11 protein-coding genes are annotated in these 13,640 nt (G+C 56.0%); 3 read left to right on the top strand and 8 right to left on the bottom strand.

The window, feature by feature from the left end:
- Positions 1 to 13: 13 nt before the first annotated feature.
- Positions 14 to 1,561: a peptide chain release factor 3 gene (locus tag EOV40_RS04760; protein ID WP_128105173.1), complete on the bottom strand. Its 1,548-nt coding sequence runs from the start codon at positions 1,559 to 1,561 to the stop codon at positions 14 to 16.
- A gap of 99 nt (positions 1,562 to 1,660) precedes the next feature.
- Entirely contained in the window at positions 1,661 to 2,278 is a 618-nt protein-coding gene (gene rpsD, locus EOV40_RS04755; protein ID WP_003622919.1) for a 30S ribosomal protein S4, read from the bottom strand.
- Between the two features lie 272 nt (positions 2,279 to 2,550).
- On the opposite strand from rpsD, the gene EOV40_RS04750 reads away from it, so the two are divergent.
- Positions 2,551 to 3,102 carry an HdeD family acid-resistance protein gene (locus EOV40_RS04750; protein WP_012812810.1) on the top strand — a complete coding sequence of 184 codons (552 nt, stop codon included), beginning with the start codon at positions 2,551 to 2,553 and terminating at the stop codon, positions 3,100 to 3,102.
- A gap of 78 nt (positions 3,103 to 3,180) precedes the next feature.
- Here EOV40_RS04750 and EOV40_RS04745 read toward each other — a convergent pair whose 3' ends face one another.
- Positions 3,181 to 5,781 carry a cation:proton antiporter gene (locus EOV40_RS04745; RefSeq protein ID WP_050819628.1) on the bottom strand — a complete coding sequence of 867 codons (2,601 nt, stop codon included), beginning with the start codon at positions 5,779 to 5,781 and terminating at the stop codon, positions 3,181 to 3,183.
- Positions 5,782 to 6,049: 268 nt separating this feature from the next.
- On the opposite strand from EOV40_RS04745, the gene EOV40_RS15220 reads away from it, so the two are divergent.
- A complete protein-coding gene (locus EOV40_RS15220) occupies positions 6,050 to 6,289 on the top strand; it encodes a hypothetical protein (RefSeq protein WP_230844495.1) in 240 nt (79 codons plus the stop codon).
- Between the two features lie 122 nt (positions 6,290 to 6,411).
- Positions 6,412 to 8,115, top strand: coding sequence for an ABC transporter substrate-binding protein (locus EOV40_RS04730; protein WP_128105171.1), 1,704 nt, complete (start codon positions 6,412 to 6,414; stop codon positions 8,113 to 8,115).
- A 97-nt stretch (positions 8,116 to 8,212) separates the two neighbouring features.
- Here the strand turns inward: EOV40_RS04730 and pstS are convergent, their stop codons facing one another.
- The 5 genes from pstS to rpmI all read right to left on the bottom strand — a co-directional run bounded on the left by pstS (position 8,213) and on the right by rpmI (position 13,552).
- The gene (gene pstS, locus EOV40_RS04725) at positions 8,213 to 9,259 is read right to left on the bottom strand and encodes a phosphate ABC transporter substrate-binding protein PstS (protein ID WP_080986779.1); all 1,047 of its coding nucleotides are present in this window, start codon (positions 9,257 to 9,259) and stop codon (positions 8,213 to 8,215) included.
- Positions 9,260 to 9,279: 20 nt separating this feature from the next.
- Positions 9,280 to 11,739, bottom strand: coding sequence for a phenylalanine--tRNA ligase subunit beta (gene pheT / locus EOV40_RS04720; protein WP_128105170.1), 2,460 nt, complete (start codon positions 11,737 to 11,739; stop codon positions 9,280 to 9,282).
- Positions 11,740 to 11,742: 3 nt separating this feature from the next.
- Positions 11,743 to 12,813, bottom strand: a complete 1,071-nt coding sequence (gene pheS / locus EOV40_RS04715) for a phenylalanine--tRNA ligase subunit alpha (protein WP_128105169.1) — start codon at positions 12,811 to 12,813, stop codon at positions 11,743 to 11,745.
- A gap of 164 nt (positions 12,814 to 12,977) precedes the next feature.
- Entirely contained in the window at positions 12,978 to 13,337 is a 360-nt protein-coding gene (gene rplT / locus EOV40_RS04710; protein ID WP_003622900.1) for a 50S ribosomal protein L20, read from the bottom strand.
- 14 nt (positions 13,338 to 13,351) lie between these two features.
- The gene (gene rpmI / locus EOV40_RS04705; RefSeq protein WP_042786675.1) at positions 13,352 to 13,552 is read right to left on the bottom strand and encodes a 50S ribosomal protein L35; all 201 of its coding nucleotides are present in this window, start codon (positions 13,550 to 13,552) and stop codon (positions 13,352 to 13,354) included.
- Between the last annotated feature and the right edge of the window lie 88 nt (positions 13,553 to 13,640).

Raw genomic sequence — 13,640 nt, 5'->3', positions numbered from 1 at the left:
GGCATTGCATAACTTATTTAATTTCCACACCAATCTGCTTGATATCATGGAAGCTGATATCCGGGTTCTGCTCCTCTGTACGGCGCATCATAAATGCTGAAGTAGCCAGAAATACCGGATCATCATCCAGATCATCCGCCATGGCGGAGCGATGTGCTGCGGCAAAGGCCTCAATTTTCTCACGCGGGCCGGTAATCCAGCGTGCCAGAGAATAAGGCGTGGAATCAAAGCCAATAGCCACGCCATATTCCGCCTTCAGGCGAGATTGCAGCACATCAAGCTGCAAGGTGCCCACAACGCCCACAATTGGCTGCGCGCCATCTTGCGGGCGGAACAACTGCACCACGCCTTCTTCTGCCAACTGCACCAGCGCCTGCTTGAGCTTTTTGGCCTTCATGGCATCATCCAGCCGCACGCGGCGCAGAATTTCCGGGGCAAAGTGTGGCACGCCGGTAAACTGGATGTCTTCACCTTCTGTCAGTGTATCGCCAATACGCAAGGTGCCGTGGTTGGGAATACCCACCACATCGCCTGCAAAGGCTTCTTCTGCCAGATGTCGATCCTGCGCAAAAAAGAACTGAGGCGTATGCACGGCAAAGCTTTTGCCCGTACGCGTGTGCTTAAGGCGCATGCCACGGCTGAGCTTGCCGGAACAGATACGGGCAAAGGCAATACGGTCACGGTGGTTGGGGTCCATATTCGCCTGAATTTTGAACACCAGCGCCGTCATGTTTGGCTCTGTGGCCTTTACCACGCGGGTTTCTGCCGCTTGGTCACGCGGTGGTGGGCCAAAGGCCACCAATGCGTCCAGCAGATCGGTCACCCCGATTTCCTTGATCGCACTCCCGAAGAATACGGGGGTAAGATGCCCGGCATCGAAGGATTCTTTATCAAACTCTGGCAGCGCGGCTTCTACCAGTTCCAGTTCCTCACGCATCTGCACAAGGCGGGCATCATCTTCTGGCAGATCAACCGTTGTGTGCAGCTTTTTGGTGAGAATATCGTACGTACCAACAAATGTGGCCGCACGCCCAACCGGCCATGTGGCGGGTGATGTATCCAGCGCGAGGGAGGATGCAATTTCATCCAGCAGGGCAAACGGGTCCTGCGCCTCACGGTCCATCTTGTTGATGAAGGTCACAATCGGAATATCGCGCAGGCGGCAAATCTCGAACAGTTTGCGTGTCCGATCTTCAATACCCTTGGCGGCGTCAATCACCATTACGGCGGAATCAACGGCTGTTAGGGTACGATAGGTATCTTCGGAAAAGTCTTCATGTCCGGGCGTATCAAGCAGGTTAAACACACAGCCGCCGTAATCGAACGTCATCACTGAACTGACAACGGAAATCCCGCGGTCCCGCTCAATGCCCATCCAGTCAGACCGTGTGCGGCGGCGCTCACCCTTGGCGCGCACGTTGCCCGCCATCTGAATAGCCCCACCTGCCCGCAATATCCGTTCTGTCAGCGTGGTTTTACCGGCATCCGGGTGCGAGATAATAGCAAAGGTCCGGCGGCGGGTAATGTCACTGCTAAGAGGGGGGGATGCGGTATCAGACATAAGGGCTCTGTTCCGAAACAAACATGAGTAAAAACGGCAAACGCCGGATGGAGAGAAACCCCTCCACCCGGCGCGGCATAAAACGAACCTAAACGCCGATTAACGGGAGTAGTATTCGACCACCAGATTCGGTTCCATCTGCACCGGATACGGCACATCGGAAAGCTGCGGGCCACGCAGATACGTGCCCTTCATCTGGCGATGATCTACTTCCATGTATTCCGGCACATCGCGTTCGGAAGACTGAGCGGCATCCAGAACGATAGCCAGCTGCTTGGACTTTTCACGCACTTCGATAACGTCACCATCCTTCACGAGGTAGGAAGGAATGTTCATCTTCTTGCCGTTAACCAGAATGTGGCCGTGGCTGATGAACTGACGGGAAGCGAACGGCGTGATAGCAAACTTCATCCGGTACACAACGGCATCCAGACGGCGTTCCAGCAGGTTGATCAGGTTTTCAGACGTATCACCCTTGCGGCGCACGGCTTCCTGATAATAGCGGCGGAACTGCTTTTCTGTAATGTTGCCGTAGTAACCCTTCAGCTTCTGCTTGGCCATCAGCTGAACGGAGAAGTCAGACGGCTTGCCCTTACGGCGCTGGCCATGCTGGCCCGGGCCATATTCGCGACGGTTAACCGGAGATTTGGCGCGACCCCACAGGTTTACACCAAGGCGACGGTTAATTTTATACTTGCTCTCAAGGCGCTTGCTCATAGTGCGCTCTTCTCTCTTAACAGGCGGAACATCGGGCAGATGTCCGTCGTTACACCGGTAGTCTCCGTCCACCACGGATCGGAGCGGGCGCAAACCGTATTACCAGCGCGGCATGTTGCCCTGCTGGCCGATTTGTCCACATTCCCGGCAATGGAGGCAGGAATTACGAAACCCCGGGCGCAGTGTCAACTTTTTCCGTTGCGCTTTCTGCCATTCTGCAGTGCATAGTCGTGCCATCGGTACATAAAATTGAAAAGAAAGGATTGCTCAGCATGCCATTTGCTAAAAAATGGGGGCTATTTGTGGCGTTGGGTCTCGCCCTGATTGTATTGGGCTTTATTGCCTGTATTGATGCGGTTTCCGTCACCCTTGCCAGCACCATCTTTATTGGCGCGCTACTGATTGTGGCAGGCATTATGCAGGTGGTACATGCCTTTGCCGTGCGGGATTGGGGTGGCTTTATTTTCTCCCTGCTGTGCGGGCTGCTTTACGCCGCTGGTGGTTACCTTCTTATAGAAGAACCAGCCACAGGCTCTGTTGCCATTACCATTTTTGTATCTGCCTGCTTTGTGGTTGTGGGTGTGCTGCGCTGCGTTCTGGCCCTGCAGGCACGGGGTATGCCCGGCTGGGTGATCATTCTGGGTAGCGGGCTTATCAGCCTGCTTGTAGGCCTGTGCCTGTACTTTACCCTGCCGTGGTCTGGTCTGTGGCTGATTGGCACATTTGTTGGGGCAGAACTGATTGTAAGCGGCATAAGCTGGCTGCAAATTGGCCTTGCCCTGCGCCAGAGCAATTCCCTGCCGCCGCCCATTACCCGCCTGTAAAACTTACGGCGTGTTCTACAAAAACGGCGCGGGCCTATTGGCTCCGCGCCGTTTTTTATGCCCGCATGATAAGGCCATTTATTCCTTTGTTTCGGATGAAGGCGGTAGCTGGCTTTTGGGTGCCAACAGCATCAGCGCATCCTTGCCTGCATCCTCATCCACCTTACGGTTTGCACCGGGCAAAAGCGCAATAGGCCGCTCTCCGGCTTCACGCTTGCGCAAGATGTTCTGAATATTTTCCAGCACCACGGGGTAATCTTCAATCAGGCGTTGGAAGCGGCTGGCTGTAATCACCATAAAATGCCCAAACTGCACGGCGCGAATAGTGCCGGGGCAGCGCCAGCCATGCAATGCCTCCTGCGCGCCTATCAGATCCCCTGCGCCATACAGCACATCGGCCCCGGCCACGTGGCTTTCTGCCAAACCCGCGCTGATAAAGTAGATGGCGCGCATCTTGCGCCCCTTGCGGCAAATCACCTCCTGCGGGGCCACAAAGCGTAGCGATGTGGTGGTGGCCAGATCATGCAGCTCTGCCCCTGGCAGGCCCTTGAAGATAGCAGCATGCTTCAGGCGGTCTTCTATACCGCTGCGCAGATCAAAGCTCATCCGCTTGACCAGACGGTGTCTGCGGCGTTCCAGCTCTTTCAACAATTCGCGGCTGAGTTCATCACTGATAAGGGATTCTGAAAGCAGGGTTGTGTATTCTTCGCTTTCCAGACGCAAGGCGATCTGACGGAAAATCCGGTTTTCCAGCGCCTCGGCATAGCCGTGATAATGCAGGCGCAAGGTTTCCAGTGCCTCATCCAGCAGCTTGCGCTGGCGGGAAAGCACCTCAGCCACAATTTCTCCAATACGGCTGCCCAATGTGGGCTCCAGCCGTTCGTGCATGAAACGTGTGAGCGAGATGGAAATAAAATGCGCCACCATCAGCATTTCAAACCGCTCCGCCATGCACAGCATTAGCGGCCGATCCAGACGCAAATGATTATGCACCCACTGTGCGGCCTTAAAGCGTAAGGAGGGGCTAAGCCGTTTGCGCAACGCCCGCACATAGCCCAAGCGCCCTTCCAGCCGTGCACCATCAATAGCTGCTTCGGAAGACCGCAACAGTGTTTCCATCACACGGCGGGAAAGCCCCTGCATGCGGAACAGGTCCAGCAGCATGGAACGTTCCTGACTGGCAATGGTGATCAGCGCCAGATTAACGCGCTGGATATCAGACAGTGCGCGGTCAAACTCGTTAGCGGCCTGCTCTTCCTCTGCCCGGCGCGCCAGATGATCAACAACCGAGCGCGTGGCATCGGCACTGAAACCCAGTTCATCCCCCAATTCCTTGGCGCGGGCGCACACATTGCCTAGCCCGATGCTGAGCACCTGATGGCGCATGGCCTCATCAATGGGGGAAAGCCGATCCAGCTTGAGAAACAGCACGAGTGAACGCAGCGTGGTGCCGTTAACAAGCAGCGTGATCAACACAAAGCCAGTGGCAATAATACCGATAAAATGCGCAACAGGCGTGGAAACGTGCTCGTTTTCCGTAACGGCCAGCGCCAGAGCCAGCGTAATGGCCCCGCGCAAACCACCCCATACCATTGTCACCTTGAACGGTGTGGGCACGGGTGGAGAAAGGCGTGTCCATGCCAAGAGCGGCAACATACCAAACACCACAGCCGCACGTGCAGCCAGCCCCGCCACACTAGCAATAAGGATAAGCACCCAGTCCCACCGCGTCATGCCCACCAGCAGGCGCGGCACCAGCATGGAGGCCAGCACAAACACCAAGGACCCTGCCCAGAACACCAGCTGTTGCCAAAGCTGATTGAGAAACAGCCACGTTTGAGGCCGAATGGTGGATGGTCCGTAAACAGAGAGCGTAAGCCCAGCAGCAGCCGTAGCCACCACACCGGAAACCCCCAAAATTTCATCTGAAAGGATGTACACCACATAAGGCAGCGCCACAGTTAGCGTGATTTCTGCTGCCGAACTGGCGATGGCGGACATCATGACCAGCGTGAGACGCCCGACAACCACCCCGACAATCAGCGCCCCCACAAAGGAGACCACGAAGGAGATCAGCGCATCACCCAGATGAATGGCTTTGTGCAGCGTGACGGAGGGCAGAAGGATAGAGAAGATGGAAATAGCCGCAGCATCATTCAGCAGCGCTTCACCTTCCACCAACCGCGTCAAGCGTGTTGCGGCCCCGATATCCCGGAAAATCCCGGCCACAGCGGAAGGGTCCGTCGTCGCCACAATGGATCCAAGCAGCAGGCAGACCACAAGCGGCATCTGGGCAAAGGGGTAAAGCGCAAAACCAATAGTGGCCGTGGCAATAACAACTGCCACCACAGCCAGCAGCAAAACGGTGCCTGTTTCATGCGCCAAGCGCCGTACATCAATAGCCAACGCCCCCTGAAACACCAGCGCAGGCAAAAAGATAAGCAGAAACTCTTCACTATTCAGCGGGAAATCAAGCAGCGCTTCTGCAATGCCATTGAAGGCCGAGGTGTGAGAACTGCGTAACGCAACATCAGCCAAGGAGCCGATGATAATGCCCACAATAGCCAGCAAAACCGTTTCAGACAGTTCCAGCTTGCGCGCAATGGGCTGCACGGTGCTGACCACCACCAAAAGCAATGCAATAACAAGCAGTACCGCTGCCAGACCCGTTACCGCCATGCCACGCTATTCCCTATATCCAACACCAACATCCATCCTGCTCCCGCCGTTATCATCATGATAAGGCAAGGACATGGCAGCTTCTGTGCCATATACGCGTTATCCCTAACATGGCATGCCCTGCACTAGCCATATTGCCCACGGCATTGGCCTCATTATTCACGCATTTTCTTGCCATTATGTGAACGTATCGGGCCTGTACGCCACATATGAGCATCTACCTGCTTTGTTCTTGGCGAACACACCCAAACAACGCTATGCTGGAGGTATGATGAAACAGTTTTCTTCATTGCGGCGCGCCCATAAGGCCGCCCTTATGTTACTGGCCGGGTTTGGGCTTGCCGCCTGTGCGCATGATCCACACCGGCACTATTACCACCCCGGCTCAAACCACGGGCGCGCGGCGCCTGGCTGGTACCGCCCCCCTCTTACGCCCCAGCAGGGATCCAACCCGTATAAGCACTCCACCACCAATTATGGTGGCGGCGCAATGCGCTATGACCAGTAAGTTTGTACGAATCTGCATCATTATCGCCACGATAGTTGTGGGGATCATGATGGTGTCGTCCCTTTACAAAAACCTTAGCGCGTTGATGACATCCCCATCCCCTGAAGCGGCAATGGAGCAGAATGCTGGCCAGTAAATCTGGCAAGCTGTTTCGCTCTGCCTGTTTTTGTGTGCTGCTTGCAGCTGGCACAACAAAAGCAGGCATGGCCGCAGATGTTTCAGATGCTCCATCCTCCCCCCATATGGGTGGCACTTTGCGTCTGGTTGCGGCTTCTTCCGGCGGCACGCTGGACCCCCAGATCAATTACTCCGGCAAATACATCAATCTGTTTGCCAATGTGTATGATGGATTAACCACCTTCCGCAAAGCAGATGGTCTGGCCGGGGCAGATGTGGTGCCAGATTTGGCGGAAGAACTTCCGCACCCCGAAGATGGCGGCCTAACCTATACCTTCCGCCTGCGTGAAGGCATTACCTTTTCCAACGGTCAGCCCGTTACCACGGCTGATGTTGTGGCGTCCTTCCGCCGCATCTTTCGTGTAGGTAGCCCAACGGCCGGGGCTTTTTACGGTGCCATCAAAGGTGCTGATGCCTGCCTGCGCAGCCCAACAGACTGCAAACTTGAAGGGGTTATAGAAAACCCCGCCACCCGCAGCATCACGTTTCATCTTACAACGCCTGACACAGAATTCCTGCATAAGCTGGCATTTACCCACGCCGTTATTTTACCAGCCAACGCGCCAGACCATGATACCGGCAACGTGCCTTTGCCCAGCACCGGCCCCTACCAGCTTACTGCCTATGACCCAAACCGGTTTTTGAAGCTGGAGCGCAATCCGTATTTCAAGGAATGGAACGCACAGGCGCAGCCTTTTGGTTACCCGGATCGGATAGACTATACTTTTGGCATACCAGATGAAGCTGCCGTAACCGCCGTAGAAAACGGACAGTATGACTGGATGGCAGACCCTATTCCCCTAGACCGATTGGGAGAATTGGGCAGCCGCTTTACTGGCCAGACGCATGTATTGCGCCATCCGGCCATGTATTTTCTGCCCATGAACATGCGCGAAGCCCCTTTTTCTTCCCTCAAGGCGCGGCAGGCCGTCAATTACGCGCTAAACCGCAAGGCCATGGCCATTTTATATGGTGGCCCCGGCATTGCCCGCCCGCTATGCGGCATGTTGCCTTCCACTTTGTCGGCATCCTCTACGCAATGTTTTTACACCAAGGATGCCTCTCCTGAATCTCCTGCCCCCATGTGGCGTGGCACAGATATGGAAAAAGCACGCAATCTGGTGCGTGAAAGCGGAACATACGGCCAGAAAGTGACCGTGATTGCCGCCAACACCAGTGTTGATCTGGCCATGGGCGCATGGGTGCGGGACATGCTGCAAAACCTTGGCTACCGTGCCAATCTGCGCCCACTTAGCAGCGCACTGGCTTTTTCCTACATGCAGAATTCGGATAACCATGTGCAAATTGGCGTAGCCTCCTGGTCTGCCGATTATCCATCGGCTTCCAACTTTTTGGATGCTTTATTGGGGTGTGAAAATATTCACCCCAGTTCAGACAGTTCCATCAATATTCCCGGATTTTGTAACCGGGATGTGCAAAGCCTGATGGATAAAGCCAAAACGGATGTAAGCCTGAGCGCACAGGCGCAAAATGCCTTGTGGCAGGAGGCAGACAGGCGGGTTATGGAGCAAGCCCCTGTAGCTCCTGCCATTGAAAAAGATGCTGTTATTTTAACATCCCCACGCCTGAAAAACCTGCTGTTTACAACCGTAAACCAGCTTTTGTTTTCTCAGGCATGGGTTCAGTAACTTATCCCGCGTAGCGCGTTATCCACAGAATCTGTGGATGAAACGTGGGACAACCGCAGGATGAACGCGGGAAGAACCGGATAACCAGATTATCCGCCTATTTCAGCCGCTCCAGAACGGCATCCCGCACAACTGGAGGCAATGGCACGTAGTCCAGCTCCCGGCTGGCGGCTTCTCCATCCTTTACGCCCCAACGGAAGAACGTTCTTACAGCATTTCCGTGGTTTGCCTCATTCGCCTCACGCGGTACGAGCGCATAAGTGGTGGTAACAATCGGCCAGCTTCCGGCGCCATCTGCATCACAGAGCGAGGCTGTCATGTCTGCATGGTCCCACGTGGCATTTTCCGCAGCCCGTGTAAAACTGGTAACAGACGGCACCACAAATTCCCCGGCCCGATTTTGCAGAACAACGGTGGAAAGATGGTTGCGTTCTGCATAGGCATATTCCGCATACCCCACACTGCCTTCCGTATTTTTAACGTAAGAAGCAATGCCATCATTCCCACGGGCACCTGCGCCAACTGGCCATGCAACAGATGTGCCACGCCCTACCTGTTTCTCCCACGTGGGAGAAACCCGGCCAAGATATTCTGTAAACACGTAGGTTGTGCCAGACCCATCTGCCCGATGCAGCGGAGCCACGGGCAGATCCGGCAATGTAACACCGGGGTTGAGCGCTACAATGCGCGGATCATTCCACTGCGTGATGGAACCATCATAAATCGCTGCCAGAACGGGGCCGGTAAGGCGTAAGGCGCCTTCAGGCACGCCCGGCACATTGGCAATAACAACAATGCCACCAATAGCGGTGGGAAACTGGAGCAAATGCCCCGCCTCCAACCGCGCATGAGACATAGGAGCATCGGATGCCCCAAAATCTACCGTGCCAGCCAGAACCTGATTTTGCCCAGCGCCGGAGCCAATGGTCTGATAATTCAGCTGCACACCGGTTTGCGCCGCAGAATGCGCTGACCATGACTGATACAGGGGCGCGGCAAAGCTGGAACCGGCCCCTGTAATCTGCTCGGCCTGCGCCTGTGGCAAAACAGCGCCCGCCAAGCCACACAACAAGGCAGAGAGGGCAGCAGTTTTCTTCCAACTCATAATTTTTGCCCTACCCGCCATGATGCGCTTTTCCTTCATACAGCCCTGCTCCTTCCTACTTAACGCAGGGTTGCGCCTGTTGCCTTGGTAACAGCGGCAACAATTTTTTCAGACACAGCTTCCAGTTCCGCATCTGTCAGGCTTTTATCCATGGGCTGAAGGGTCACTTCCACACCGATGGAGCGATGCCCTTCTGGCACATGCGGGCCTTCATACACATCAAACAGGCTTACATCTGCCACAAGCTGGCGCTCTGCCCCGCGCACGGCCCGCAACAGTTTTTCACCCGGTACATCACGTGCCACAACAAATGCAAAATCACGCCGCACGGGCTGGAACGCAGAAAGACGCGGTGCGGCTTTCTTTTTACGTTTGGGGTCTGGCACCACATCCGGCATCAGCTCAAACCCGACAACCGGCACATCAATACCTTCGGCCTGAAGCAGAGAGGGATGCAACTCACCAAAATAGGCCAGAACGTTTTTAGGCCCCTGCCGCAGCACGCCAGAACGGCCGGGGTGGTACCAACCCGGTGCATCTGTGGTGGTGCTGATGGCATCTGGGTTAACGCTAAGCTGCTGGAGCAGCTCCAGCGCATCTGCCTTGACCGCCCAGAGAGAAACAGCCTGCCCCGCCTGCCCCGGATAACGCGGTGTATGGCCAGAGCGCACACCAGCCACCACTGGCTGCTGGCCGTTTTCTGCAAACGCCGGGCCAACTTCAAACAGCCCCAGATCACCCCATCCGCGTGCACTGTTGTGCTTAACCGCAGCCAACAGGTTGATCATGGGTGTGGGGCGCATCTGGTCCAGATCAGACGCAATAGGGTTAAGCAGACGCAGGGATTCCGGCGCACCACCAAATCGCTCAGCTGCCTCATGCGAAACGAAGGAGAAACCGACTGTTTCTGTTAGCCCACGTGCGGCCAGAAAGCGCCGTGCCAGTGCCAGACGCGCCTGCCGAGGTGTGAGTGCTGCTTCTGGCACAACCACCACAGATGGCAGCGGCACTGCAGGCACAGCATCCAGCCCTTTCAGGCGCAGCACTTCTTCAACCAGATCACTTTCTGATTCTATGGCCACAACGCCTTCCGCAGCCTTGGCTGCCACATCAGCCGGAATACCTTCGCCCTGTGCCAGAACAGGCTTTTGGGCAATATCATTCCGCCATGATGGCACGCTCACACGCACTTGCGTATTGGTGCGTTCCTGCACCTCAAAGCCCAGCTTTTCCAGCAGATCCACGCTTTCATCAGCAGGCACATCCAGACCACCCAGATCACGCACACGGGCAAAGCGCAGCGTGGCATCACGCTGCCATGCAGGCTGTTCACCGGCAGAAACAACTTCGCTGGCCTCACCACCGCACAGATCAATAATCAGGCGTGTTGCAGCTTCCAAAGCCGAAACCGGCAGCGCCTGATCTACCCCGCGTTCAAACCGATAGCTGGAATCTGAAGAAACACCCACGCGGCGGGCGCTCAGAGCAATTTTCACAGGGTCAAACAGTGCGCATTCCACAAATACATCTGTGGTTTCTGCTGTGGCACCTGTGGCCTCACCGCCCATAATCCCGGCCAGAGACTGCACGCCAGCCTGATCTGCAATCACGCAGTCTTCCGGGCCAACTGTGTAGTCCTGCCCATCCAGCGCACGAAACTGCTCGCCTTCGCCACGGCAAATTGTCAGCTTGCCACCAGAAATTTTGGCGGCATCAAACACGTGCAGCGGGCGGCCGAGATCGAAACAGAAATAGTTGGTAATATCCACCAGTGCAGAAATCGGGCGCAGGCCAATGCTTTCCAACTTGCGCTGCAACCATTCCGGGCTGGGGCCATTTTTTACACCACGAATAGTGCGGCCCAGCACCCACGGGCAGGCTTCCGGGTAGGAAATATCCCACACCACGGGGGAATCAAACTTGCCTTCCACCGTTTCTGCCAGCCATGGGCGCAACGTGCCCAGCCCGGCAGCGGCCAGATCCCGCGCAATGCCACGCACACCCAGTGCATCACCCCGGTTAGGGGTAATAGCGATGTCGATCACCACATCATCAAGGCCAGCAAAATCAGCATAGGACTGGCCGGGAAGCGTATCTTCCGGCAGTTCTGCAATGCCGTTGCTTTCTTCACCAAGGCCCAGTTCACGCAGGGAGCACAGCATACCGCCGCTGGCTTCACCACGGATCTTGCCTTCCTTGATGGTAATATCCAGCCCCGGCACATAGGTGCCCGGCTTGGCAAAAATAACGGCTAGCCCCTTGCGTGCGTTGGGGGCACCACACACCACCTGCACGTCCTGAAAACCGGGGCCTGCATCTACCCGGCATACCTGTAGGCGGTCTGCATTGGGGTGCGGCTGGGCATCCAGAATACGGGCGGTTAAAAATGGCTCAATTGCCGCACCGCGGTTTTCTACACTTTCAACTTCAAGCCCGATCTGGTTCAGCTTCGCGCAGATTTCTTCCAGCGTGGCCTGCGTATCCAGATGGTCATACAACCAAGATAGCGTGAACTTCATTCCTCACACCCCCTCATGCAGTAGCGCGGGCGCAAGTGGGTCCGACCCATAATAGCGCAGCCAGCGGATATCACTTTCATAAAACGAACGCAGATCGGGAATACCGTTCTTCAGCATGGCCAGCCGCTCAATGCCCATACCAAAGGCAAAGCCCTGCCATTCACGCGGGTCCAGCCCACAGTTGGCCAGCACACGGGCGTGAATCATGCCTGCACCCAGCACTTCCAGCCAGTCTTCCCCACCACCGATCTCACCGGTTTTGCGAGACCAGCCAATATCCACTTCCAAAGAAGGTTCGGTAAATGGGAAGTAGGAAGAACGGAAGCGCACCGGCAGTTCCGGCTTACCAAAAAACGCCCGCAAAAATTCAATCAGGCAGCCCTTAAGGTGCCCCAATGTAATGCCCTTGCCCACAACCAGGCCTTCGCACTGGTGGAACATGGGGGAATGCGTGGCATCATGATCCGCCCGGTAAGTGCGGCCCGGCACAATTACGCGGATAGGCGGCTTTTGCGCCAGCATGGTGCGGATTTGCACGCCAGATGTCTGGGTACGCAGCACACGCGTTACGTCCAGCCCCGGCTGTGGCGGCAGATAAAACGTATCATGATCCGTGCGGGCAGGATGATGATCAGGCGTGTTGAGGGCGGAGAAGTTGTGCCAGTCGGTTTCGATATCCGGCCCTTCTGCCACCTTAAAGCCCATGGCGCCAAAAATGGCGGTCATTTCTTCAATCGTGCGGCTGATGGGGTGCAGGTAGCCACGTTCCACCGGCGGTGGTGGCAGGGTAACATCTACCCGCTCGGCAACCAGACGGGCTTCCAGCTCTGCGGCTTCCAGTTCTTTGCCGCGCGCTTCAATCGCGCGGGTTAGTTCATCACGCAGGCGGTTCAGCGCCACACCACGGGCTTTGCGTTCATCGGGCTGCATTTTCCCCAGCGCTTTGAGCAAAGCCGTCAGCCTGCCGGATTTTCCCAGTGTGCTGACACGCACGGCATCCCATGCTTTCAGGTCTGTGGCGCCAGCCAGTTCGGACAGGACTTCCTGCCGCAGAATCTCAAGATCGTTGCTCATGAAACCTCACGCGAGGAGAAAATGCTTACCGGGCGGATACAATCTCCCGCAGCGGGAGAAAAGCCCCAAGAGGGAAAACCACATCTTCCCTCACCGGCACCAAGCAAAAAGGCCGCCCACGTGGGACGGCCTTTTCTTCAACCTTATCGTATCAGACAGGCAGATCAGGCAGCCAGAGCAGCCTGAGCCTTCTTTACGATTTCAGCAAAGGTTGCGGCATCATCAAACGCAATGGCGGCCAGCACCTTACGGTCGATTTCGATACCAGCCTTGTCCAGACCGTTGATGAAACGGCTGTAGGTCAGGCCATGTTCGCGCACCGCAGCGTTGATACGCTGAATCCACAGAGCGCGGAATTCACGCTTTTTGTTGCGGCGGTCACGGTAAGCATAGCGCAGTGCCTTTTCAACACGTTCCAGCGCAATGCGATAGTTGGTGGAGGAGCGGCCGCGATAACCCTTGGCCAGTTCCAGAACCTTTTTATGACGAGCAAGGGTGGTAACACCCCGTTTTACACGTGCCATGAATCAGATGCTCCTTATAGCCCGTAGGGGGCCCACTGCTTGACGGTACGACCGTCCTGCGGGGTCATGGTCTGCGTGCCGCGTGCGGAGCGCTTCATTTTCTGAGGGCGCTTGATAAGGCCGTGGCGCTTACCGCACGGACCAGAGAGCACCTTGCCGGTTGCGGTGATTTTAAACCGCTTTTTGACCGACGACTTGGTCTTCATCTTGGGCATTTCAACACTCCTGAACAAATCTGGATAACGTCACCTTAAAATAATTAAGGCAACCAACCACGGCCGGGCATGCCCTACAAGCCCGGAC

It is taken from the genome of Acetobacter oryzoeni (assembly GCF_004014775.2).
GTDB lineage: Bacteria > Pseudomonadota > Alphaproteobacteria > Acetobacterales > Acetobacteraceae > Acetobacter > Acetobacter oryzoeni.
The sequence above is the reverse complement of the archived record's forward strand: the minus strand, read 5'-3'. Positions and strand labels throughout refer to the sequence as shown.

Excerpts from the sequence above, each read along its gene's own strand:
- EOV40_RS04760 (WP_128105173.1), bottom strand. The coding sequence starts at position 1,561 with ATGTCTGATACCGCATCCCCCCCTCTTAGCAGTGACATTACCCGCCGC.
- rpsD (WP_003622919.1), bottom strand. The coding sequence starts at position 2,278 with ATGAGCAAGCGCCTTGAGAGCAAGTATAAAATTAACCGTCGCCTTGGT.
- EOV40_RS04750 (WP_012812810.1), top strand. The coding sequence starts at position 2,551 with ATGCCATTTGCTAAAAAATGGGGGCTATTTGTGGCGTTGGGTCTCGCC.
- EOV40_RS04745 (WP_050819628.1), bottom strand. The coding sequence starts at position 5,781 with ATGGCGGTAACGGGTCTGGCAGCGGTACTGCTTGTTATTGCATTGCTT.
- EOV40_RS15220 (WP_230844495.1), top strand. The coding sequence starts at position 6,050 with ATGATGAAACAGTTTTCTTCATTGCGGCGCGCCCATAAGGCCGCCCTT.
- EOV40_RS04730 (WP_128105171.1), top strand. The coding sequence starts at position 6,412 with ATGCTGGCCAGTAAATCTGGCAAGCTGTTTCGCTCTGCCTGTTTTTGT.
- pstS (WP_080986779.1), bottom strand. The coding sequence starts at position 9,259 with ATGAAGGAAAAGCGCATCATGGCGGGTAGGGCAAAAATTATGAGTTGG.
- pheT (WP_128105170.1), bottom strand. The coding sequence starts at position 11,739 with ATGAAGTTCACGCTATCTTGGTTGTATGACCATCTGGATACGCAGGCC.
- pheS (WP_128105169.1), bottom strand. The coding sequence starts at position 12,813 with ATGAGCAACGATCTTGAGATTCTGCGGCAGGAAGTCCTGTCCGAACTG.
- rplT (WP_003622900.1), bottom strand. The coding sequence starts at position 13,337 with ATGGCACGTGTAAAACGGGGTGTTACCACCCTTGCTCGTCATAAAAAG.
- rpmI (WP_042786675.1), bottom strand. The coding sequence starts at position 13,552 with ATGCCCAAGATGAAGACCAAGTCGTCGGTCAAAAAGCGGTTTAAAATC.